Source organism: Isoptericola sp. NPDC055063, assembly GCF_053608125.1.
Window position 1 is genome coordinate 75,723 of record NZ_JBSGUW010000001.1, and the last position, 18,179, is coordinate 93,901.

Consider the following 18,179-nt stretch of genomic DNA (forward strand, 5'->3'; position numbering starts at 1 on the left):
CATGACCGACCGCACGACCGACCCCCGCATCCCCACCACGTCCCTGCACGAGGTCCCCGCCTGGGCCGTCCTCGAGCGGCGCCTGTTCGACGCGACCGAGGAGGCCTGGCGCCTCTTCTCCGCCCGCTACACCGGGCCCGACGGGCGCATCCTGCACGCGGGCGGCTTCGAGCACCGCGACGGCGTGGACGACCTGTACGAGCCGTTCTTCAACTGGCCCGCGTTCTACGCCCTGGGCGGCAGCGACGAGATCCTCGCGGCCGCGAAGCACCACTTCGAGGGCGTGACGGCGCAGCTCACCGAGGCCGGCATGCTCACGGGCGAGTACGAGAACGGGTACGACTGGTTCCACCAGGGCGAGTCGCTGCTGTTCTTCTACGGGCTGTGCGCGGCCGACCCGGGCGACGAGCGGTTCGCCGAGCGCGCGCGCCGGTTCGCGGCGCTGTACACGGACCCGGCGCACGGCAACTACGACCCCGCGCGCAACATCGTCACCGCGCCGCACAACGGGGCGCGGGGCCCGCTGCCCGGGCTGGGCACGGAGTGGCTCACCTACCCCGCCTCCCTCGACTACATGGAGGCGTACGGCCTCCCCCTGCACGGGCTGCCCGGGATCACGCGGTGGTCCGACCTGGAGGACCCGGCGCACGCGCAGCTCATGGGCGACGAGCTCCAGCGCCGCGCGGCCGGCGACACCGCGGTCAACCTCGCGGCGACGTCGCTCGTGGTCAACCGCTGGCTGTACGACGGCGACACCGCCTCCGCCGCGTGGGTGGCGCGGTACGTCGACGGGTGGCGCGAGCGCGCGGCCGCCGGGACTGCACCAGGCGGCCTCATGCCCGACAACGTGGCGCCCGACGGCGTCGTCGGCGGCCTGCACGACGGCGCCTGGTACGGCGGCCACTACGGGTGGACGTGGCCCCACGGCCTGCACTCGGTGGGCATGAGCACGCTGATCGGTGCGATCAACGCGTCGTTCGTCTCGTCGTCCCTCGCGGGGGCCGCCGGGTCGCGCGACGACGGGCCGCTCGACCTCGTGCGCACCATGCTCGACACGGCGCTCGACCACGCGATCACCTCGCCGGTCACCGAGACGCCGTTCAGCCTGCGCGGCAGCTGGATCGAGCGGCTCGGGCCGCACGCCGACGAGCCCGCGACGCTCGTGCCCTACCGGTACGGCGCGGACGGCTGGTTCGACTACGGCCCGCTGCAGCTCGACCTGCCCACCTGGCTGTGGTGGTGGACGCGCGACGACGCCGACCGCAAGCGCCTCGACCGCGTGCTCGACGGCATCCCCGGATCGGACGAGGTGCGGCCGTTCCGCGACAAGGTCGAGGCCGGCCACGAGGGCCCCTGGCTCGCGTTCCTCGACGGCTCGCTGCCGGACTACCCGGAGCGCGCGCTGTCGATGGCGCTCGGCCAGCTGGCCCGTCGCGTCGCCGTGATGGACGCCGAGCCCGTGGACCCCGAGACCGTGCACCTGCACTTCTGGCAGCGCGCCAACCCGGTCGTCACGGAGGTGCTCGGGCAGCTCATCACCGGCACGCCGCAGACCCTGTACAACGGCGGGCTGCCGTTCGCCGCCGTCGCGTACACCGACGCCGACCGCGGCCGCCCCGGCCTGCCGCCGGACGTCGCGGCGCTCGTCTCCGGCCTCGACCGCGACGCCGACGGCACCGGACGCGTCGAGCTCAGCCTCGTCAACCTGTCCCCCACGCACGCGCGGCGCGTGCGGGTACGGCCGTCGCGGTTCGGCGAGGAGCGCCTGACGGGCGTCGTGACGCATGGCGAGGACGGCGGCGTCTGGCCCGGCCCGTCCACGGCATCGGCCGGGGTCGCGGGAGCACGGACCACCGCGACCGTCCCCCTGGACGCCCCGGACCTGCTCGTCGAGCTGCCGCCGAGCCAGCGCGCCGACGTCGTCCTGCTCACCGCACCCGCCGGCACCGCCCCACATCACCACCAGCCGCGCCACCAGCACCACGAAGGAGCACGACCATGACCGAAGCACTCGCGCCCGTCAGCGCCCTGCCGTCCGATCCCGGCGCCGGCCTCGTGCGGCCCGAGATCACGCTGCCCGTGCGCGGCGGCGCGTACGAGCGGGCCGACGCGGACACGCTCGAGCGGCTCGGCCAGGTCTCGTCCGCGACGGCATGCGCCAAGCTGCACGGCCTCGGCATCCGCCACTCGTTCGTCGAGGGGCCGCGGCCGCTCAAGCCCGGGTACCAGGTGGTGGGGTCCGCGCTCACCCTGCAGTTCATGCCCCAGCGCGAGGACCTCGCCGCCGGGGACGAGCAGGAGTACGTGGAGCGGCACACTGCCCTGTGGCACGTGCTCGAGGCCGTGCAGCCCGGCGACGTGCTGGTGGTCCAGGCGTACGGCAGCCGCTTCTCCGGCTGCGTGGGCGACATCCTCGCGCGCTACTTCCAGCGCAAGGGCGGCGCGGGCATGGTCGTCGACGGCCGCATCCGCGACTCGGGCAAGATCGCCGACCTCGGACTGCCCGTGTGGTCCACCGGCGTCACGCCGCACTACGCGTCGCAGTCCGAGCTGTTCCCCTGGGCCTACGACGTGCCCGTCGCCGTCGGCGGCGTGCTGTGCATGCCGGGCGACCTCGTCGTCGCGGACGACGACGGCCCCGTCATCGTGCCCCGCGCGATGGCGGACCAGGTGGTCGCGTCCGCGCAGGACCACGAGGAGTGGGAGGTCTTCAGCCGCCAGCGGCTCGACGAGGGCGCCCGCCTCAGCGACTACTACCCCCTGACCCCCGACACGCGAGGGGAGTTCGAGGCATGGCGTTCCGCCCAGCCCTCCGCCCGCTGACGCCCGTCGGGGAGGCTCCCGCGGGGCTCGCCGCATCGTCGTTCGGGCTCGGCTGCGCGCCGATCGGCAACCTCTTCACGCCGGTGGCGGAGGCCGACGCCGAGGCGACGGTCGGCCGCGCGCTCGAGCGCGGGATCCGGTTCTTCGACACGGCGCCGCACTACGGCGAGGGTGTCAGCGAGCTGCGGCTCGGGCACGCCCTGGCCGGCGTCGACCGGGACTCGGTCGTCATCGCGACCAAGGTGGGCCGCGTGATCGTCGACGCCGACGGCGCACCCGTCCCGTCGGGCGGCACCGGCGGGCCGGGCGGCAGGACGGTCGGCGACCTCAGCCGCGACGGGGTGCTCCGGTCGCTGGAGGGCAGCCTGGCCCGCCTCGGCACCGACCGCGTCGACCTGCTCTACCTGCACGACCCGGCGGACGTCGACGCCGCGCTGCACCCGAGGCATGGCGCCCTGCCCGCGCTGCTGGAGCTGCGCGACCAGGGCGTCGTGCGGGCCGTCGGGGTGGGCATGATGCGGACGGAGCCCGTCGCGCGGTTCGTGCGCGAGGCGGCGGGCGTCCTCGACGTCGTCATGCCCGCGGGACGCGCCACGCTCCTGGACCGGTCGGCCCTGGTCGACCTGCTCCCCGCCGCCCGTGAGCGCGGCGTCGGCGTGATCGGCGCCGCCGTGTACAACTCCGGCCTGCTCGCCGACCCGGTGGCGGCGCCGTTCTTCGACTACCGGCCCGCGACGCCGGACCAGGTCGACCGGGCCCTGCGCATGGCGGCCGCGTGCCACCGCGAGGGGATCGACCTGCCCACGGCCGCCGTCCGCTGGCCGCTGCGCGTCCCCGGCGTCGAGGCCGTCGTCGTGGGCGCACGCACCCCCGCCGAGGTGGACGTCTTCGCCGACGCCGCCGACGCCGTCGTCCCCGACCACCTGTGGGCCGAGCTCGACGCGATCGCGCTGGGCACCGCAGCACCCCGGGGAGCCGAGCAGGCACCTGACACCGTGATGGGGCCGCATGGCACCGCATAACGGTGTCAGGTCCCTGCTCGGCACGTCCCGGTTCGGCACGACGGCGGGCGGGATCGTGGACGGGCACGTGCACCTGTGGGACACGGCGGCGATGCGGATCTCGTGGTTCCGGGACGACCTGGGCCTGCCCGCGCGCGTCGGCCCCGACGACCTGGCGCGCGCCGCCGCCACCTCCCCGGTCCCGGTGCGCGCCGCCGTCGCCGTGCAGGCCGCGGACACCGAGGGCGAGGCCCGCTGGCTCGCCCGGCAGGCCGGGGCGCACGGCCCGCTGCCCGGGCCCGTCGTGCTGCAGTACGACGCACGCCCCGGCGACGCCGGAGCCTGGGCGGGCATGGCGCAGGCGGTGATCGACGACGGGACCCCCGTGGCGGGGATCCGCCTCGCCGTCCCCGGGCGCGCGGCGGACCTGTCCGACGTCGCGGGCCTCGACGCGCTGTGCGAGGGCCTCGCGGCATCGGGCCGCGTGCTCGAGACCCTGGTGCGCCCCGAGCAGCTCCCCGCGGTCGCCGGGCTGGCGGGCCGCCACCCGGACCTCGACGTCGTCGTCTGCCACCTCGGCCTCGGCACGGGCGCCCCCGACGCGTCGTGGCGCGACGCCCTCGCCGCCGTCGCCGCGCGGCCCCTCGCCCACGCCAAGCTCTCCGGCCTCCACACGACGGCGCCCGACGACGCCGCCCGCGTCGCCGCGGCCGCCCGCGCCGCCGTCGACCTGCTCGGCCCGGAGCGGCTGCTGTTCGGCAGCGACTGGCCGATGTCCGCGCGCATCGCGCCGTACGCGGAGGTCGTCGGGCGCACCGCCGCGGCCCTGCCCGTGCTCGACGACGCCGCGGCGACGGCGGTCTGGTCCGGGACGGCGGCGCGCCTCTACGGCGCCGCGGGCTGACGCGCCGTCGTCACGAGAGCCGCGCCAGCGCCTCGGCGGTCACCGGGGCGAAACAGTTCACCAGCGTCCCGTCCGGGTCCCGGACCAGCAGCGACCGGTTGCCCCACGGCATGGTGGTGGGCGGGGCGACGACCTCCACCGCGTCGTCGAGCCCGGCGTGCACGGCGTCCACGTCCTCGACGCGGAACTCCACGATGGCGGTGCGGTTGCTGGCCGGCGCCGCGGAGCCCGGCCCGAACAGGGGGACGGTGCGCGTGCTGCCGATCGCCAGGGTGCCCTGCGACGTGCGCAGCTCGGCGAACTCCGGCGACGGGCGGTCGGCGACGGCGCCGGTGAGCCGCTCGTAGAAGGCCGTCAGGCGGTCGACGTCGTCGGTGATGAGGCGGACGGAGACAAGGCTCGCGACGAGGGTCATGGTGGTGCTCCTCCGGTCGGGGATGGTGTGGGGCCGCGGGTTCCCGCGGCTCCCGACCAGCGTGGCGACGCTCCGCGACACCCCGACGTCGGTGATTCCGGCTCAGATGAGCGTGAGGGTCCGCAGGTCCCCGTCGGGCACCTGGACGTCCTCGGGCCGCACGACGCGTCTCGGCGCCCGCTCGGCGGTGGCCGTGACGCGGTCGACGCGGTCGAGGCGGAAGGCGCGGATCCCGTCGCGCAGGCGGCACCACGCCAGCAGGTACCACCCGGTGGACGACCCGACGAACCCGAGCGGCTCGACGTCGCGCGTGCTCGCGGCGCCGTCGCGGTCCGTGTACCGCAGGCGGAGCACCCGGCGCGCGGTGATCGCGTCCGCGAGCACGGCGGGGATCGCGGGCGCGTCGGGCGGCGCGCCCAGCAGGTGCACGCGGGCGGCGAGGTCGTGCGCGGCGGCCGCGTCGTCGTCGCGCATGGCCGCGAGGATCTTGCGCAGCGCCGTCGACCCACCGCCCGCGAACGGCGTCCCCGCGAGGGAGCCGAGCGCGACGGCGACGGCCACGGCCTCGTCCGGGCTGAAGTTCACCGGGGGCAGCGAGCGCGCGCGGTCGAGGCAGTAGCCGCCGGTCCTCCCCGGTTCGGCCCAGACGGGCACGCCCGCCTGCTGCAGCGCGCTGATGTCTCGCTCCACGGTGCGCCGGCTCACCTCGAACCGGGCGGCCAGCCACGACGCGCTCCGCGGGCGGGGAGCGACCGCCCGCAGCTCCTCGACGATCGCGTACAGCCGGTCCGTCCGGTTCACGCGACGACCCTACGCGCGCCGCGGGTACCGCTACCTCGCACCCGACGAGTCCCCTGAGCACGCAGACGCCGGTCGACGTAGCGATCTCTCGCCGTGCGCTGTCAGGACGGCGAGAAATCGCTACGTCGCCGCCGACGATGCCGTGCGAGGATCCCGACGTGTCAGGGCGACGAGGGAGGAACTGATGTTCGCGAGGTCTTTGGGCGACGACGGCGCGGAGCTGCGGCCGCTGGAGCCGTGGCACGCGGAGGAGCTGCTGGCGACGATCGACCGCGGCCGGGAGTTCGTCGGGCGGTTCATCGGCCTGCCGGACCGCATCACCGACGTGGCGTCGAGCCGGTCGTTCCTCGAGTCGTACGCGCAGAAGGCGGCGACGGACACCGGGCGCCTCTACGGCATCTGGCTGGACGGCACCCTCGTGGGCGGCGTCCTGTTCCGCACCATGGACGTGGCGCAGGGCACGGCCGAGGCGGGCTGCTGGCTGGAGCCGACGGCCGCGGGCCGCGGCCTGGTGACCCGGGCGTCGCGCGTCATCATCGACTGGGCGGTCCGCGAGCGCGGCATCCACCGCATCGAGTGGTGGGCGGCGTCGGGCAACACGGCGAGCATCGCGGTCGCCCGTCGACTGGGGATGCGGCGCGACGGCGTGCTGCGCGAGCACCACGAGTACCGCGGCGTGCGGCAGGACATCGAGGTCTGGTCGGTGCTCGCGCCGGAGTGGGAAGCCCAGGGATGAGCGACGACGGCGTCGAGCTGGTCGGGGGGGTCGAGAAGCGCGAGATCGTCCTCGTCGAGCCGGACCCGACGTGGCCGGAGCGGTTCGCGCGGGAGCGCGAGCGCATCGTCGCGGCCCTCGGCCCGGTGGCGGTGCGCGTCGACCACGTGGGCTCGACGTCGGTGCCGGGCCTCGCGGCCAAGCCGATCGTGGACATCGACGTCAGCGTGCCCGACGTCGAGGACGAGGACGCCTACCTGCCCGCGCTGCTCGCGGCCGGGTACGAGCTGCGCGTCCGCGAGCCCGGCCACCGCCTGGTCCGCACGCCCGAGCGCGACGTGCACGTCCACGTCTGCGCCACGGGCAGCGGCTGGGAGCGCAGCCACCTGCTGTTCCGCGACCGGCTCCGGCACGACGCCGCCGACCGTGCCGCCTACGCCGCGCTCAAGCGCGAGCTCGCACAGCGCGACTGGCCGAGCATGAACGACTACGCCGACGCCAAGGGCGGCCTGATCGCCGAGATCACCGCCCGGGCGGAGGCGTGGGCCGCCGCCACGGGCTGGCAGCCCTAACCCTCGCCGTCGAGCAGCGTGCCCGCCGCGTGCGCCTCGAAGAGCGCGGACGCGGCGTCGGCGTCGCCGTCGTCGAGCACGTCGAGCAGGCTGCGGTGCCAGTCGGCCACCTGGTGCCAGTCGCCGGTGAACTCGGGGTCGCCGAGCAGGTGCATGGACCGCAGGCTGGGTTCGATGATGTCCCACATGCGCGGCAGGTAGCCGTTGCCACTGGCCTCGATGACGGCGCGGTGGAAGCCGAAGTCGAGCTCGCGGAACGCGGGCAGGTCCTGCGCCTCGACGGCGCCGTGCATCTCGTCGATGACCTTCTCCAAGTTGGAGCGGGTCTCGGGGGCGAGCTGTCCGCAGGCGAGCCGGCCGGCCAGCGCCTCGAGGGCCACGCGCGCCTGCTTGGCCTGCTGCGCCTCCTCGTCGGAGTACTGCGCCACGAAGTTGCCCTGGTGGCGCACGTGCGTCACCAGTCCCTCGTGCGCGAGGCGCTTGAGGGCGTCGCGCACGGGCGCCTGGCTGACCTGCAGCCGCCGGGCGAGCTGCGACTCGACGAGCTGCTCCCCGGGGGCCAGCTGCGACGTCTTGATCATGGTCTTGACGAGGTCGTAGATCTGGTCCGACAGCAGCCCGCGCTCGAGGCCGCCGATCGAGCTGAGCGCGTCCGTCATGCCTGCCGCCCCACGTCGTTCGTCCGGTCGTTATCGACAATCGTTTGTGCGTCGCCAGCGTACGCGGTGAGCCAGGCGTCCGCGATGATCCGCGACGCCGGCGGCGCCGGGTGCACGCCGTCGGGGGCGAGCGCCGCAGCGCCGGCGGCGCCGGCGGCGCGAGTCAGCAGGGAGTGCAGCGGCACCAGCGCGGCCCCGGACTCGGCGGCCAGCCGCGCGACGACGTCCCGCTTGCCGTCGAGGTCCTCCAGCCACCCGAGCTGGTCGTCGCGCACCGGCAGCAGGAACGGCTCGACCAGCACGAGCCGCGGCGTGCCCGGCACGCGGTCGAGCAGCCGCCGGTAGGTCGTCTCGAACGCCTCGGCGCTCGTCGCGTCGTCGGAGTCGAAGCGGCGCCAGGTGTCGTTGACGCCCACGTACACGGTGAGGATGTCGGGCGCGGACGGCGCGACGTCGCGCTCCCACCGGGCCTCGACGTCGACGGCGCGGTCGCCGGCGACGCCGACGTTGACCACCTCGGCGCCCGGCAGGGCGCGCGCGACGAGGCTGACGTAGCCGTCGCCGAGCGACGCGGCGTCGCCGCGGTCGCGGCCGGCGTCGGTGATGGAGTCCCCGACGAAGACGAGGCGTCCGGGGGTTCCGCTGCTGGTCATGAGCTCTCCTTCGAGTGGCGGGCGGGTCCGACCGTAGCGGTTCGGGGCGGCCGCCACATCATTGTCAGCGATTATCGATTAATGTAACCTGCCGGTGCTTGACGATCCGGGCCGGCGCAGCCGCGTCGCCCCGACACCCGTGACCACACGAGAGGTCGGAGCACTCGCAATGAAGCGACCCCTGTCAGCACTCCTGCTGACGTCCCTGCTCGTCGCAGGGACACAGACCACGGCGCACGCGGCCCCATCCGCGCCCGCCGGCACGCCGGCCACGGCCGGTGTCGTCCTCTACGTCTCCCCCGACGGCGACGACGACGCGAAGGGCGACCGGAAGCGCCCCCTGGCGACGCTCGAGGGCGCGCGCGACGCGATCCGCGACCTGTCGAAGGGACAGCGCGCGAAGGGCGTCACGGTGTACCTCCGCGAGGGCACGTACGAGCGCTCGGAGTCGTTCGTCCTCGGCCCGGAGGACTCGGGCACCGCGGACGCGCCCATCACGTACGCCTCCTACCCCGGCGAGCGCGCCACGATCTCGGGCGGCAAGGAGCTTCCCTACGACGGCTTCTCCCCCGTCACCGACCAGGCCGTGCTCGACCGGATCATCGAGACGTCGGCCCGCGACGACGTCCTCCAGATCGACCTGGGCGCGCTCGGCATCGACGACTACGGCCAGCTCAGCCGGCACGGCTACTGGAAGGCCAACGACGTCAGCACGACGCCGCCCATGGAGCTGTACGTGGACGGCGAGGACATGACCCTGGCCCGCTGGCCCAACGCCGGCGCCGCCAAGGACACCGTCCAGATGAACAAGATCGTCGACCCGGGCCCCACCAAGAACGACGCCGACCTGCAGGAGCGCGGCGGCACGTTCAGCTACTCCTACGACCGGCCCCAGTACTGGACGCAGGCGAAGGACATCTGGCTGGACGGCATCTTCGGCCAGAGCTGGGAGTGGTCGTACAACAAGATCCAGAAGATCGACACGGACGCGCGCACCATCACGCTGCGCTACGGCGAGATGTCCGGCCTGATGAAGACCTGGTACCCGGACTTCCACTTCGCGCAGAACCTGCTCGAGGAGCTCGACGCGCCCGGCGAGTACTACATCGACCGCGACGCCGGGATCCTCTACCTGGTGCCGAACGCGTCGTTCCTCGCGCAGCGCGGTGCCCCCGTCGTGACGACGCTCGACGAGCCGATGATCCGCACGGACGGGGCGTCGTACGTGACGTTCGACGACCTGGTGCTGGAGTACGGGCGGGCCACGGCTGCCGTCATCCTGGGCGGCAGCCACGTGACCATCTCGAACAGCGACGTCCAGAACTTCACCGACGGCGGCGTCCTCATCAACTCCCCCGGCCGGTACACGTACGACGGCATCCCGGTGAACCGCGGCGGCACGGACCACGCCGTGGTCTCCAGCGACATCCGGCACGTGGGCGGCGTCGGCGTCGTGCTGCAGGGCGGCGACAAGGCGGCCCTCTCCCCGGGCCGCAACCGCGTCGAGGACTCCCACATCCACGACTTCGCGTACTACCACAAGGCATACAACCCGGGCGTCATGTTCGACGGCGTCGGGAACGTCGCGCGCGGCAACGAGATCAACGACGCGCCGCACCCCGGCGTGATCGTGCACGGTAACGACCACGTGTTCGAGCAGAACGAGGTCTACGACGTCTGCAAGACGTTCCAGGACCTGGGCGCCGTCTACATGAACTCCGGCGAGACCCCCCAGCAGCGTGGTCACGTGTTCCGGCAGAACTACTTCCACGACATCGGCGTGGGCAAGGACGGCATCGAGGGCATCTACGCCGACAACTTCACGTGGGACCTGGAGATCAGCCAGAACGTCTTCGTGAACATGGGCAACGACGCCATCAAGTCCGGCTCGGCCGACTACATCGACGCCACGAACAACGTGTTCGTCGACACCAAGGTGCCCTACGACAACTACACGCAGTGGATGGGCGACGGCGAGGGCAACACCGTCGACCGCGTGTACATGCCGAAGTGGAAGAAGGTGTTCGCCGACAACAAGGACTTCGTCGGCACGCCGTACCTGACCAAGTACCCCGAGCTGAGGCACTTCTTCGAGGACAACCACTACTTCCCGAACCACTCCACGTTCGCGAAGAACGTCGTGTGGAACCCGCACCGCGCGCGCAACCCCGACGTGAACGCCGAGGGCGCCCTGGACACGAAGAACCTGCTCAACTACGGCACGGGCGACGCCGCCAACTGGGTCACGGACGCGGACCCCGGCTTCGTCGACGCGGCGAACGGCGACTACACGCTCACCGCTGACTCCCCCGTCTTCGACCAGGTCCCGGGCTTCGAGGCCATCCCGTTCGACGAGATCGGCACCGACGGGCACGTCGGCCAGTCGCAGACGCCGGACAGCGTGGCCCTCGAATCGCTCCAGCTGCCCGCGGACCAGCTGGCGGTGACGCTCGGCGACGAGGTGTCGGTGGCGGCGCAGGCCGTGCCGTGGAACGCCACCGCGCAGGCCGTCACCTACACCTCGAGCGACCCGGACGTCGCGACCGTCAGCGCCGCCGGCATCCTCACCGCCGTCGCGCCCGGCGAGGTGACGGTCACGGTCGAGTCGAAGGCCGACGCGGGCATCCGCGACGAGATGGCCGTCACCGTGGCGGCCGGCGACGGCGTGCTGCACTCGACGGACTTCGAGACGGGCGGCAACGGCTGGGCCACCGACCCGAACCGCGCGATCGTCGACGACGGCACGGGCGACCACGTCTACCGGATCAAGAACGGCGCGAACTCCCAGCTCGACCGCCAGTTCTCGGAGTACGCGCTCGACTTCACGGTCACGACGCCGGCCGACGTCCCCGAGGGCGGGCAGATGCTCGTCTACGACCGCACGGGCAGCACGCCGGGCGGGTATGTCCGCTACCGGCACGCGGCGGCCGGGTCCACGTGGACGATCTTCGACTCCGCCTGGGGCACGGTGAAGCAGGTGACGCTCCCCGCGGGCGAGGGGCTGAAGCCCTCCACCGAGTACGACGTGCGCGTGGTGGTCACGGCCGGCGGCGTGCGCGTGCTGGTCGACGGCGAGGAGGTCGTCGCGGGCGCCAACCCGGCCCCGAAGGCGGCCGGCAAGGTCGGCTTCTACGTGCAGGGCTTCGCGTCGCTCGACTTCGACGACGTGTCGTTCTCGCTGGTGGGCGTCGACCCCGACGGCCTGACGCTGGCGCCGTCGGCGGCGACGATCGAACCGGGCGAGACCCGCGCGATCGCCCCGTCGTTCACGCCCGCGGACGCCACGCGTACCGGCCTGGAGTGGGCGTCGAGCGACGAGTCCGTCGCGACCGTCGACGCGAAGGGCGTCGTCCGCGGCCGCGCCGCCGGCACGGCCACCATCACGGCCACGTCGACCGTGGTGCCCGGCCTCGCGGCGTCGTCCACCGTGACGGTGCAGGCGGCGGAGCACCCGGTGACCGACCTCGGCGCCGAGATCCTCGACCCGGCGGCGTGGGCCCCCGGCGAGGGCGTGACGGTGTCCGACGGCGCGGCCCACCTGGCACCGCGCGGCGCGTGGAGCTTCAAGCCCCAGCAGTTCGGGGACGAGCTGCTGCGGTTCGAGACGTCCGTCGGCGACTTCAACGGCGGCTGGTTCGGGTTCTCCGTGCGGTCGAAGACGGCCGGCGACCCGGTGTGGACCAACAGCAGCTCGGGCTACCTCGTGGTCATCAAGGAGGACGTCATCGAGATGCAGAAGTGGAGCCCCGCCGTCTTCATGGTCGACACGTTCCCCAACACGGTGATCGAGCCGAACTCCACCCACGAGGTCACGTTCGGCGCGGTCAACGTCGAGGGCGGCACCCGCCTGGTGCTGCGCGTGGACGGCGAGCCGGTGTGGAGCTACCTCGACGACGCGGCCGACAACCCGCTGGCCACCGACGGGTACTTCACCGTCTACCGGCAGGGCCCCGCGGGCGAGATGAGCATCTCTCCCGCGAGCTGACGAAGTCCCCTTCGAGCACGGGATCCGTGTCGCCATCCACCCGGTCGGCGATACGGATCCCGTGCTCGAAGGGGGTGCCCCGCTCCCGCCTGCTGCGCTACGTTATTGGCATGACCGCCAATAACGTCGTCGCAGGCCAGCGCGGCAGACGACGCCGGCTCAGCCCCGAGCGCTCCCGCCAGCAGATCCTCGACGCCGCGACCGCGCTGGTCGCCGAGCACGGCCCGGACGCCGTCACCCTCGCCCAGGTCGCCGCCGCGGCCGGCGTGACCAGAGGGCTCGTCGGCCACTACTTCGGCACCCACGGCGGCCTGGTCCGCGCGGTGCTCCAGGCGGAGGACGCGCGCCACCGCGAGCGCGTGCGCGCCCGGGTCGCGGACGACGCCGGCGTCCCGTACGCCGCCCGGATGCTCGACGTCGTGTTCGCGACGCTCGACGACGAGCGGTACCGGCGGCTGTGGGCGTGGTCGGCGCTGCACCCGGAGCACGGCACGCTCGCGACCGACGGGCTCGCCGGCATCGCGGACATGATGGAGACGGGCCTGCACGCGGCGCTGCCGGCCGACCGGGTCCCGTCGCGCGACCGGATCGAGGCGGTGCTGCTGCTCGGGATGTCCGGCGCGTACGGATACGCGCTGGGCGGGCGGTCCTGGCAGTCGGCCCTCGGCCACTCCCCCGACGACCCGGCACGCGCCGCCGCGTTCCGCACCGCGCTCTCCGCCGCCGTCGCGGCGTACCTCGTCGGCGAGGAGGCCGCCTGATGGACACCGCGCTCGAGACCCTCCCGCCCCAGGTCCTCGTCGGCCTGCTGACCCTCACCGTGGTCGTCCTCCTCCGCCTGCGCGCCCGCCCCGCGCGGACGCGGCGCCTGCTGACCGGCCCGCTCGTCGTCCTGGTCGTCGGGGCGTTCCTGCTGGTGCCGTGGCTCGCGCTGCCGTCGCCCGGCGGCGCCGGCGCGACGGTCGCCGTCGCGGCCGCCGACCTCGCGCTGACCGTGGGCCTCGGCGTCGCACGCGCCGCCACCGTGCAGCTCTCTCCCGGGACCGACGGCGTCGTGCAGTACCGGTACACCGCGGCGACGGTGGTCCTGTGGGCGGTCTCGGTGGCCCTCCGCTTCGAGCTCGCGGACCTCGGGGCACGGCTCGGGGCGTCGCCCGCCGTCACGGAGGGCAGCGTGCTGCTCGCGCTCGGGCTCGCCCTGCTGACGCAGAACGTCGTGGTGGCACGCAGGGCCGCCCGCGCGCGGGCCGCGACGGCCGGGGTCGCGCCGCAGGCGGTGGAATCCTCCAACGTCTAGCGCCACCCGCCCCGGACGAGGCTTGCTCCTCTCGTGGCGAGACCGCTAGTTTGGCGATCAGTCATCTGATGATTTCCGGATCGCCGGGAACGCCGACCGCCACGAAGAGGTGCGCATGCCCACCATCACCGACGTCGAGATCACCGACGTCCGCTTCCCGACGTCCCGCACCGCCGACGGCTCGGACGCCATGAACGCCGACGCCGACTACTCGGCCGTGTACGTCGTGCTGCGCACCGACGGCACCGACACCGAGGGCGCCCCGCTGGCCGGTCACGGCCTGACGTTCACCATCGGCCGCGGCACGGACGTCGTCGCGCTCGCCGCGCGCCACCAGGCGGACCTCCTGGTCGGGCGCGACGTCGACGACGTCGTCGGCGACATGGGTGCCACCTACCGCGAGCTCACCGCCGACAGCCAGCTGCGCTGGCTCGGGCCGGAGAAGGGCGTGGTGCACCTGTCGCTCGCCGCCGTGCTCAACGCGGCGTGGGACCTCGCCGGGCGCCGCGCGGGCAAGCCCGTGTGGCGGCTGCTCGCGGACATGACGCCCGAGGAGCTCGTCGACGTCGCCGACCTGCGCTACCTCTCCGACGCCCTCACCCGCGACGAGGCCCTGGGGATCCTGCGCGCCGCCGCCCCCGGCAAGGCGGAGCGGATCGCGCACCTGGAGCGGCGCGGCTACCCCGCGTACACGACGTCGGCCGGCTGGCTCGGGTACGACGACGACAAGCTGCGCCGCCTGACCCGCGAGGCCGTGGACGCCGGCTACCGGCACGTGAAGCTCAAGGTCGGGGCCAGGCTCGAGGACGACGTGCGCCGGCTCGGCATCGCGCGCGAGGAGCTCGGCCCGGACCTCACGCTCATGATCGACGCGAACCAGGTGTGGGACGTGCCCGAGGCGATCGAGTGGGTGCGCGCGCTGCAGCGGTTCGACCCGCTGTGGATCGAGGAGCCCACCTCGCCCGACGACGTCCTCGGCCACGCCGCCGTGCGCGCGGGCGTCGCCCCCGTCCGCGTCGCCACGGGCGAGCACTGCCACAACCGTGTGATGTTCAAGCAGCTCTTCCAGGCGCACGCGACCGACTACTGCCAGCTCGACACGGGCCGCCTCGCCAGCGTCAACGAGATCGTGTCCGTGCTGCTGCTCGCCGCGAAGTTCGGCGTCCCCGTGTGCCCGCACGCCGGCGGCGTCGGCCTGTGCGAGATGGTGCAGCACGTGTCCGTGCTCGACTACGTCGCCGTGTCCGGGTCGCTCGACGGGCGTGTCACCGAGTTCGTGGACCACCTGCACGAGCACTTCACCGACCCGTGCGTCGTGACGGACGCCGGCGAGGGCGTGTCGTACGTCGTGCCCACCCGGCCCGGGTACTCCACGCAGATGCACCCCGCCTCCGTCGCGGAGTTCCGCTACCCGGAAGGCGCCGCCTGGGCGTCGTGACCTGGGACACGTCGGGCGGAACACGTTGACCTCAACAAGGGTTGAGGTCGTAGCGTGACCAGCAACGACACCAGCCTCGCGAAGGGAACGAGATGTCCGTCTACACCCTGCCCGACCTGCCGTACGACTACAGCGCCCTCGAGCCGCACATCAGCGGCAAGATCATGGAGCTGCACCACGACAAGCACCACGCCGCGTACGTCACCGGCGCCAACACGGCGCTGGAGAAGCTCGCCGAGGCCCGCGAGTCCGGCGACAACGCCGCGGTGAACCTGCACGAGAAGAACCTCGCGTTCAACCTCGGCGGCCACACCAACCACACCGTCTTCTGGCACAACCTGTCCCCCGAGGGCGGCGGCGAGCCCGAGGGCGAGCTCGCCGAGGCCATCAAGGACACCTTCGGCTCGTTCGAGGCGTTCCAGGCCCAGTTCGCCGCCGTCGCCACCGGCATCCAGGGCTCCGGCTGGGCCGTCCTCGGCTGGGACTCCATCGGCCAGCGCCTCGCCATCTTCCAGCTCTTCGACCAGCAGGCCAACGTCCCCGTCGGCATCACCCCGCTGTTCATGCTGGACATGTGGGAGCACGCCTTCTACCTCGACTACCTCAACGTCAAGGCCGACTACGTCAAGGCCGTGTGGAACATCGCGAACTGGCAGGACGTCGCCGCCCGCCTCCAGCGCGCCCGCACCCAGACCGCCGGGCTCATCGTCCCCGCCTGACGACACCCCACGCTGTGAGCGGGCGTCTGGCCCTGTTTCCGTCGGGAAACGGGGCCAGACGCCCGCTCACAGCGCTGTCTGCTGGTACAGCGCCAGGCGGAGCTCGCCGTCGAGGACGACGTAGGTGCTCGTCATGAGCGCCTCGAAGGGCGCGTCGCCGCCCCGCACCGCCCGCGCCCGGTAGACGAGGGCCGCGGCCCCATCCACGAGCCCGACGCGACGGACGTCGCGCAGGTCGTAGGAGTCCCACGGCGGCGCCCCGTCCAGCGACGCCGCGACCGCGTCGCGGTCGAGCACCGAGCCGTCGACGAGCACCATGAGCGCCGCGGGCGTCATGAGCGCCCCGTAGAACGCGCCGCCGGTCCCCCGGCACAGCGCGTCCCACCCCCGTCGCTCCAGGGCCAGCAGGTCGTCGGTCGTCAGGTCCGTCGGCAGGTCCGGCATCGCCCCAGGCTAGGAACCCGCCGGGCTGCCCGCACGGGTCGGCGAATTCATCGGAGGAATCGCGGCACCGCCGCCCGAACTGCGCCATAATCCAGGCATGTCCCGCACCGATGAGGTCGTCGACGGCGTCCGCCGCATGATCACGGGCGGCGAGCTCGGCCCCGGCGACCGGCTCCCCGTGGAGAAGGACCTCGCCGACCGCCTCGGCGTCTCCCGCGGCTCCCTGCGCGAGGGCGTGCGCGCGCTCACCGTGCTCGGCGTCCTCGACACGCGCCAGGGCGACGGCACCTACGTCACCAGCCTCGACCCCGCGCGCCTCATGTCCTCGCTGCAGTTCGTCGTCGACCTGCACGGCGACACCAGCGCCCGTCCCTTCCACGCCGTGCGGCGGGTGCTCGAGACGGAGGCCGCCGGCCTGGCCGCCCACCGCATCACGCCCAAGGCGCTGGAGGAGGCCCGCGTCGTGCTCGATCAGGCGGCGCGCACGCTCGCCCAGGACGACATCGACCACGCCGCCTTCATCGAGGCCGACACCGCGTTCCACCGCATCGTCGCCGAGCAGGGCGGCAACCCCGTCGCCACCGCCCTCGTCGAGGCGATCGCCGGCCGCACGTTCCGCGAGCGCCTGTGGCGCGGCCGCCACGAGCAGGGCGCGGAGGAGCGCACCCAGCGCGACCACGAGGCCGTCTGGCGGGCACTGGCCGCCGGCGACGCCGAGGCGGCCCGCGTCCGCATGGCCGCGCACCTCCTGGACGTCGAGGAGACCCTCCCCGACCCGGAAGTCGCCGCAGACACCGACGACGCCGACGACACGGACGACTGACCGCTACGCCCCACCCGGTCGCGGGATCACCGCGTCGAGGGTGGGCCACGGGGGGCCGTCGCGCAGCACGCGGAGGAGCTCCTCCCCGAAGCGCCGCCCGTCGGGGAACTGGTCCCGCTTCTCCCACCGCCACGCCGCCACCATCGCGAGCACGAGCTCGCGGCAGTGGTCGAGGAGCTCTTGGTCGACGCCCGGGTAGCGCTCGGCGACCGCGGCGGGGACGTGCGCGAGGTCGAACTCCACGGGCCCGCGGCAGCACGTCTCGAGGTCGATGAACAGCGGGCCGTCGTGGGTGCTCAGCAGGTTGCCCGGGTGGGGCTCGCCGTGGAGCAGCTGCTCGCGCCCGGTGGCGTCGACGGCGGGGCGCAGGCGCCGGAGCGTGCCGCCGAGGAACGCGCGGGCGTCGTCGGGCAGCTCCGGGGAGAGCCCGGGCTCCGCGACGACCCGCTCGGCCTCGGCGATCCGGTCGGTGAACCGAGGGAAGGTGCCGTCGACGCCCCTCATCCCGGCGTGCAGGCGCTCCAGGGCCAGGGCGTAGGCGCCCGGCGCGACGGAAGGGGCCGTCGGCGCGTAGTACACCCACAGGGTCACCGCGAACCCGTCGCGGACGTGGACCGCCGGGCCCGTCCGGGGCTCCAGGGCGGCGACGGGCGACCCGAGGTCGGCGAGCTGTCGCGCGACGTCGACCTCGAGCTCCGCGACCTCCTTCCCCACCGGGGCGACCCGCGCCATCACCCCGCACGGCTCCAGCCGCAGCGCGAGCTTGTTGGAGTCGTGGAGCACGGTCACGGCGTCGACCGGCAGGCCCTGCGCGACGGCGATCGCGGTCGCGGCGGCGGTCGCACGGGTCAGGGCGGGCGTCTCCACACCCAGGATCCTGGCACCGGGGCGGGCGGGCACCCAGCTCTTTCCTCGCGGACGCCCGGCCCA

Annotated in this window: 18 protein-coding genes; 12 read left to right on the top strand and 6 right to left on the bottom strand. The window is 73.7% G+C overall.

The genetic code is table 11. The features are described from left to right. Nucleotide 1: 1 nt before the first annotated feature. Genes ACWF41_RS00370 through ACWF41_RS00385 form a run of 4 tightly spaced genes read left to right on the top strand, consistent with a single transcriptional unit; the run spans nucleotide 2 to nucleotide 4,728 of the window. Nucleotides 2-2,002, top strand: a complete 2,001-nt coding sequence (locus ACWF41_RS00370) for a hypothetical protein (RefSeq protein ID WP_380318999.1) — start codon at nucleotides 2-4, stop codon at nucleotides 2,000-2,002. Then, nucleotides 1,999-2,823 carry an RraA family protein gene (locus tag ACWF41_RS00375; protein WP_380319002.1) on the top strand — a complete coding sequence of 275 codons (825 nt, stop codon included), beginning with the start codon at nucleotides 1,999-2,001 and terminating at the stop codon, nucleotides 2,821-2,823. The genes ACWF41_RS00370 and ACWF41_RS00375 overlap by 4 nt, the downstream gene beginning before the upstream one ends. After that, on the top strand, nucleotides 2,793-3,845 hold the full coding sequence (locus ACWF41_RS00380) for an aldo/keto reductase (RefSeq protein WP_380319005.1): 1,053 nt from the start codon (nucleotides 2,793-2,795) through the stop codon (nucleotides 3,843-3,845). Before ACWF41_RS00375 ends, ACWF41_RS00380 begins: the two co-directional genes overlap by 31 nt. Next, nucleotides 3,832-4,728, top strand: a complete 897-nt coding sequence (locus tag ACWF41_RS00385; protein WP_380319008.1) for an amidohydrolase family protein — start codon at nucleotides 3,832-3,834, stop codon at nucleotides 4,726-4,728. The genes ACWF41_RS00380 and ACWF41_RS00385 overlap by 14 nt, the downstream gene beginning before the upstream one ends. Before the next feature lie 10 nt (nucleotides 4,729-4,738). On the opposite strand, the gene ACWF41_RS00390 is transcribed toward ACWF41_RS00385, so the two are convergent. Both ACWF41_RS00390 and ACWF41_RS00395 read right to left on the bottom strand, forming a co-directional pair. After that, the gene (locus tag ACWF41_RS00390; RefSeq protein WP_380319011.1) at nucleotides 4,739-5,143 is read right to left on the bottom strand and encodes a VOC family protein; all 405 of its coding nucleotides are present in this window, start codon (nucleotides 5,141-5,143) and stop codon (nucleotides 4,739-4,741) included. A 102-nt stretch (nucleotides 5,144-5,245) separates the two neighbouring features. Beyond that, entirely contained in the window at nucleotides 5,246-5,944 is a 699-nt protein-coding gene (locus ACWF41_RS00395; RefSeq protein ID WP_380319013.1) for a helix-turn-helix transcriptional regulator, read from the bottom strand. A 184-nt stretch (nucleotides 5,945-6,128) separates the two neighbouring features. Here ACWF41_RS00395 and ACWF41_RS00400 point away from each other — a divergent pair, with 184 nt between their 5' ends. Together ACWF41_RS00400 and ACWF41_RS00405 are read left to right on the top strand one after the other, a co-directional pair. Next, nucleotides 6,129-6,680, top strand: coding sequence for a GNAT family N-acetyltransferase (locus ACWF41_RS00400; RefSeq protein WP_380319016.1), 552 nt, complete (start codon nucleotides 6,129-6,131; stop codon nucleotides 6,678-6,680). Continuing rightward, nucleotides 6,677-7,231, top strand: coding sequence for a GrpB family protein (locus tag ACWF41_RS00405; RefSeq protein WP_380319019.1), 555 nt, complete (start codon nucleotides 6,677-6,679; stop codon nucleotides 7,229-7,231). Before ACWF41_RS00400 ends, ACWF41_RS00405 begins: the two co-directional genes overlap by 4 nt. On the opposite strand, the gene ACWF41_RS00410 is transcribed toward ACWF41_RS00405, so the two are convergent. Then, nucleotides 7,228-7,890: a GntR family transcriptional regulator gene (locus ACWF41_RS00410; protein ID WP_380319022.1), complete on the bottom strand. Its 663-nt coding sequence runs from the start codon at nucleotides 7,888-7,890 to the stop codon at nucleotides 7,228-7,230. The two genes, ACWF41_RS00405 and ACWF41_RS00410, sit on opposite strands and share 4 nt — an antisense overlap. After that, entirely contained in the window at nucleotides 7,887-8,543 is a 657-nt protein-coding gene (locus tag ACWF41_RS00415) for an SGNH/GDSL hydrolase family protein (RefSeq protein ID WP_380319025.1), read from the bottom strand. The genes ACWF41_RS00410 and ACWF41_RS00415 overlap by 4 nt, the downstream gene beginning before the upstream one ends. Before the next feature lie 169 nt (nucleotides 8,544-8,712). On the opposite strand from ACWF41_RS00415, the gene ACWF41_RS00420 reads away from it, so the two are divergent. The 5 genes from ACWF41_RS00420 (at nucleotide 8,713) to ACWF41_RS00440 (ending at nucleotide 15,982) form a co-directional block, all read left to right on the top strand. Next, nucleotides 8,713-12,528 (top strand): Ig-like domain-containing protein, encoded by a 3,816-nt coding sequence (locus tag ACWF41_RS00420; RefSeq protein WP_380319028.1) that lies wholly within the window; start codon nucleotides 8,713-8,715, stop codon nucleotides 12,526-12,528. Between the two features lie 110 nt (nucleotides 12,529-12,638). Beyond that, nucleotides 12,639-13,289 (top strand): TetR/AcrR family transcriptional regulator, encoded by a 651-nt coding sequence (locus tag ACWF41_RS00425; protein WP_380319031.1) that lies wholly within the window; start codon nucleotides 12,639-12,641, stop codon nucleotides 13,287-13,289. After that, nucleotides 13,289-13,825, top strand: a complete 537-nt coding sequence (locus ACWF41_RS00430) for a hypothetical protein (RefSeq protein WP_380319034.1) — start codon at nucleotides 13,289-13,291, stop codon at nucleotides 13,823-13,825. Before ACWF41_RS00425 ends, ACWF41_RS00430 begins: the two co-directional genes overlap by 1 nt. 115 nt (nucleotides 13,826-13,940) lie before the next feature. Further along, nucleotides 13,941-15,263 (top strand): enolase C-terminal domain-like protein, encoded by a 1,323-nt coding sequence (locus ACWF41_RS00435; RefSeq protein ID WP_380319037.1) that lies wholly within the window; start codon nucleotides 13,941-13,943, stop codon nucleotides 15,261-15,263. Between the two features lie 92 nt (nucleotides 15,264-15,355). Further along, the gene (locus tag ACWF41_RS00440; protein ID WP_380319040.1) at nucleotides 15,356-15,982 is read left to right on the top strand and encodes a superoxide dismutase; all 627 of its coding nucleotides are present in this window, start codon (nucleotides 15,356-15,358) and stop codon (nucleotides 15,980-15,982) included. A gap of 66 nt (nucleotides 15,983-16,048) precedes the next feature. Here ACWF41_RS00440 and ACWF41_RS00445 read toward each other — a convergent pair whose 3' ends face one another. After that, nucleotides 16,049-16,426 carry a nuclear transport factor 2 family protein gene (locus ACWF41_RS00445; protein ID WP_380319178.1) on the bottom strand — a complete coding sequence of 126 codons (378 nt, stop codon included), beginning with the start codon at nucleotides 16,424-16,426 and terminating at the stop codon, nucleotides 16,049-16,051. Between the two features lie 97 nt (nucleotides 16,427-16,523). On the opposite strand from ACWF41_RS00445, the gene ACWF41_RS00450 reads away from it, so the two are divergent. After that, complete coding sequence (locus ACWF41_RS00450) at nucleotides 16,524-17,249, top strand: FadR/GntR family transcriptional regulator (protein ID WP_380319175.1); 726 nt, start codon at nucleotides 16,524-16,526, stop codon at nucleotides 17,247-17,249. Between the two features lie 3 nt (nucleotides 17,250-17,252). Here ACWF41_RS00450 and ACWF41_RS00455 read toward each other — a convergent pair whose 3' ends face one another. After that, nucleotides 17,253-18,116 (bottom strand): aminoglycoside phosphotransferase family protein, encoded by an 864-nt coding sequence (locus ACWF41_RS00455; RefSeq protein ID WP_380319172.1) that lies wholly within the window; start codon nucleotides 18,114-18,116, stop codon nucleotides 17,253-17,255. Between the last annotated feature and the right edge of the window lie 63 nt (nucleotides 18,117-18,179).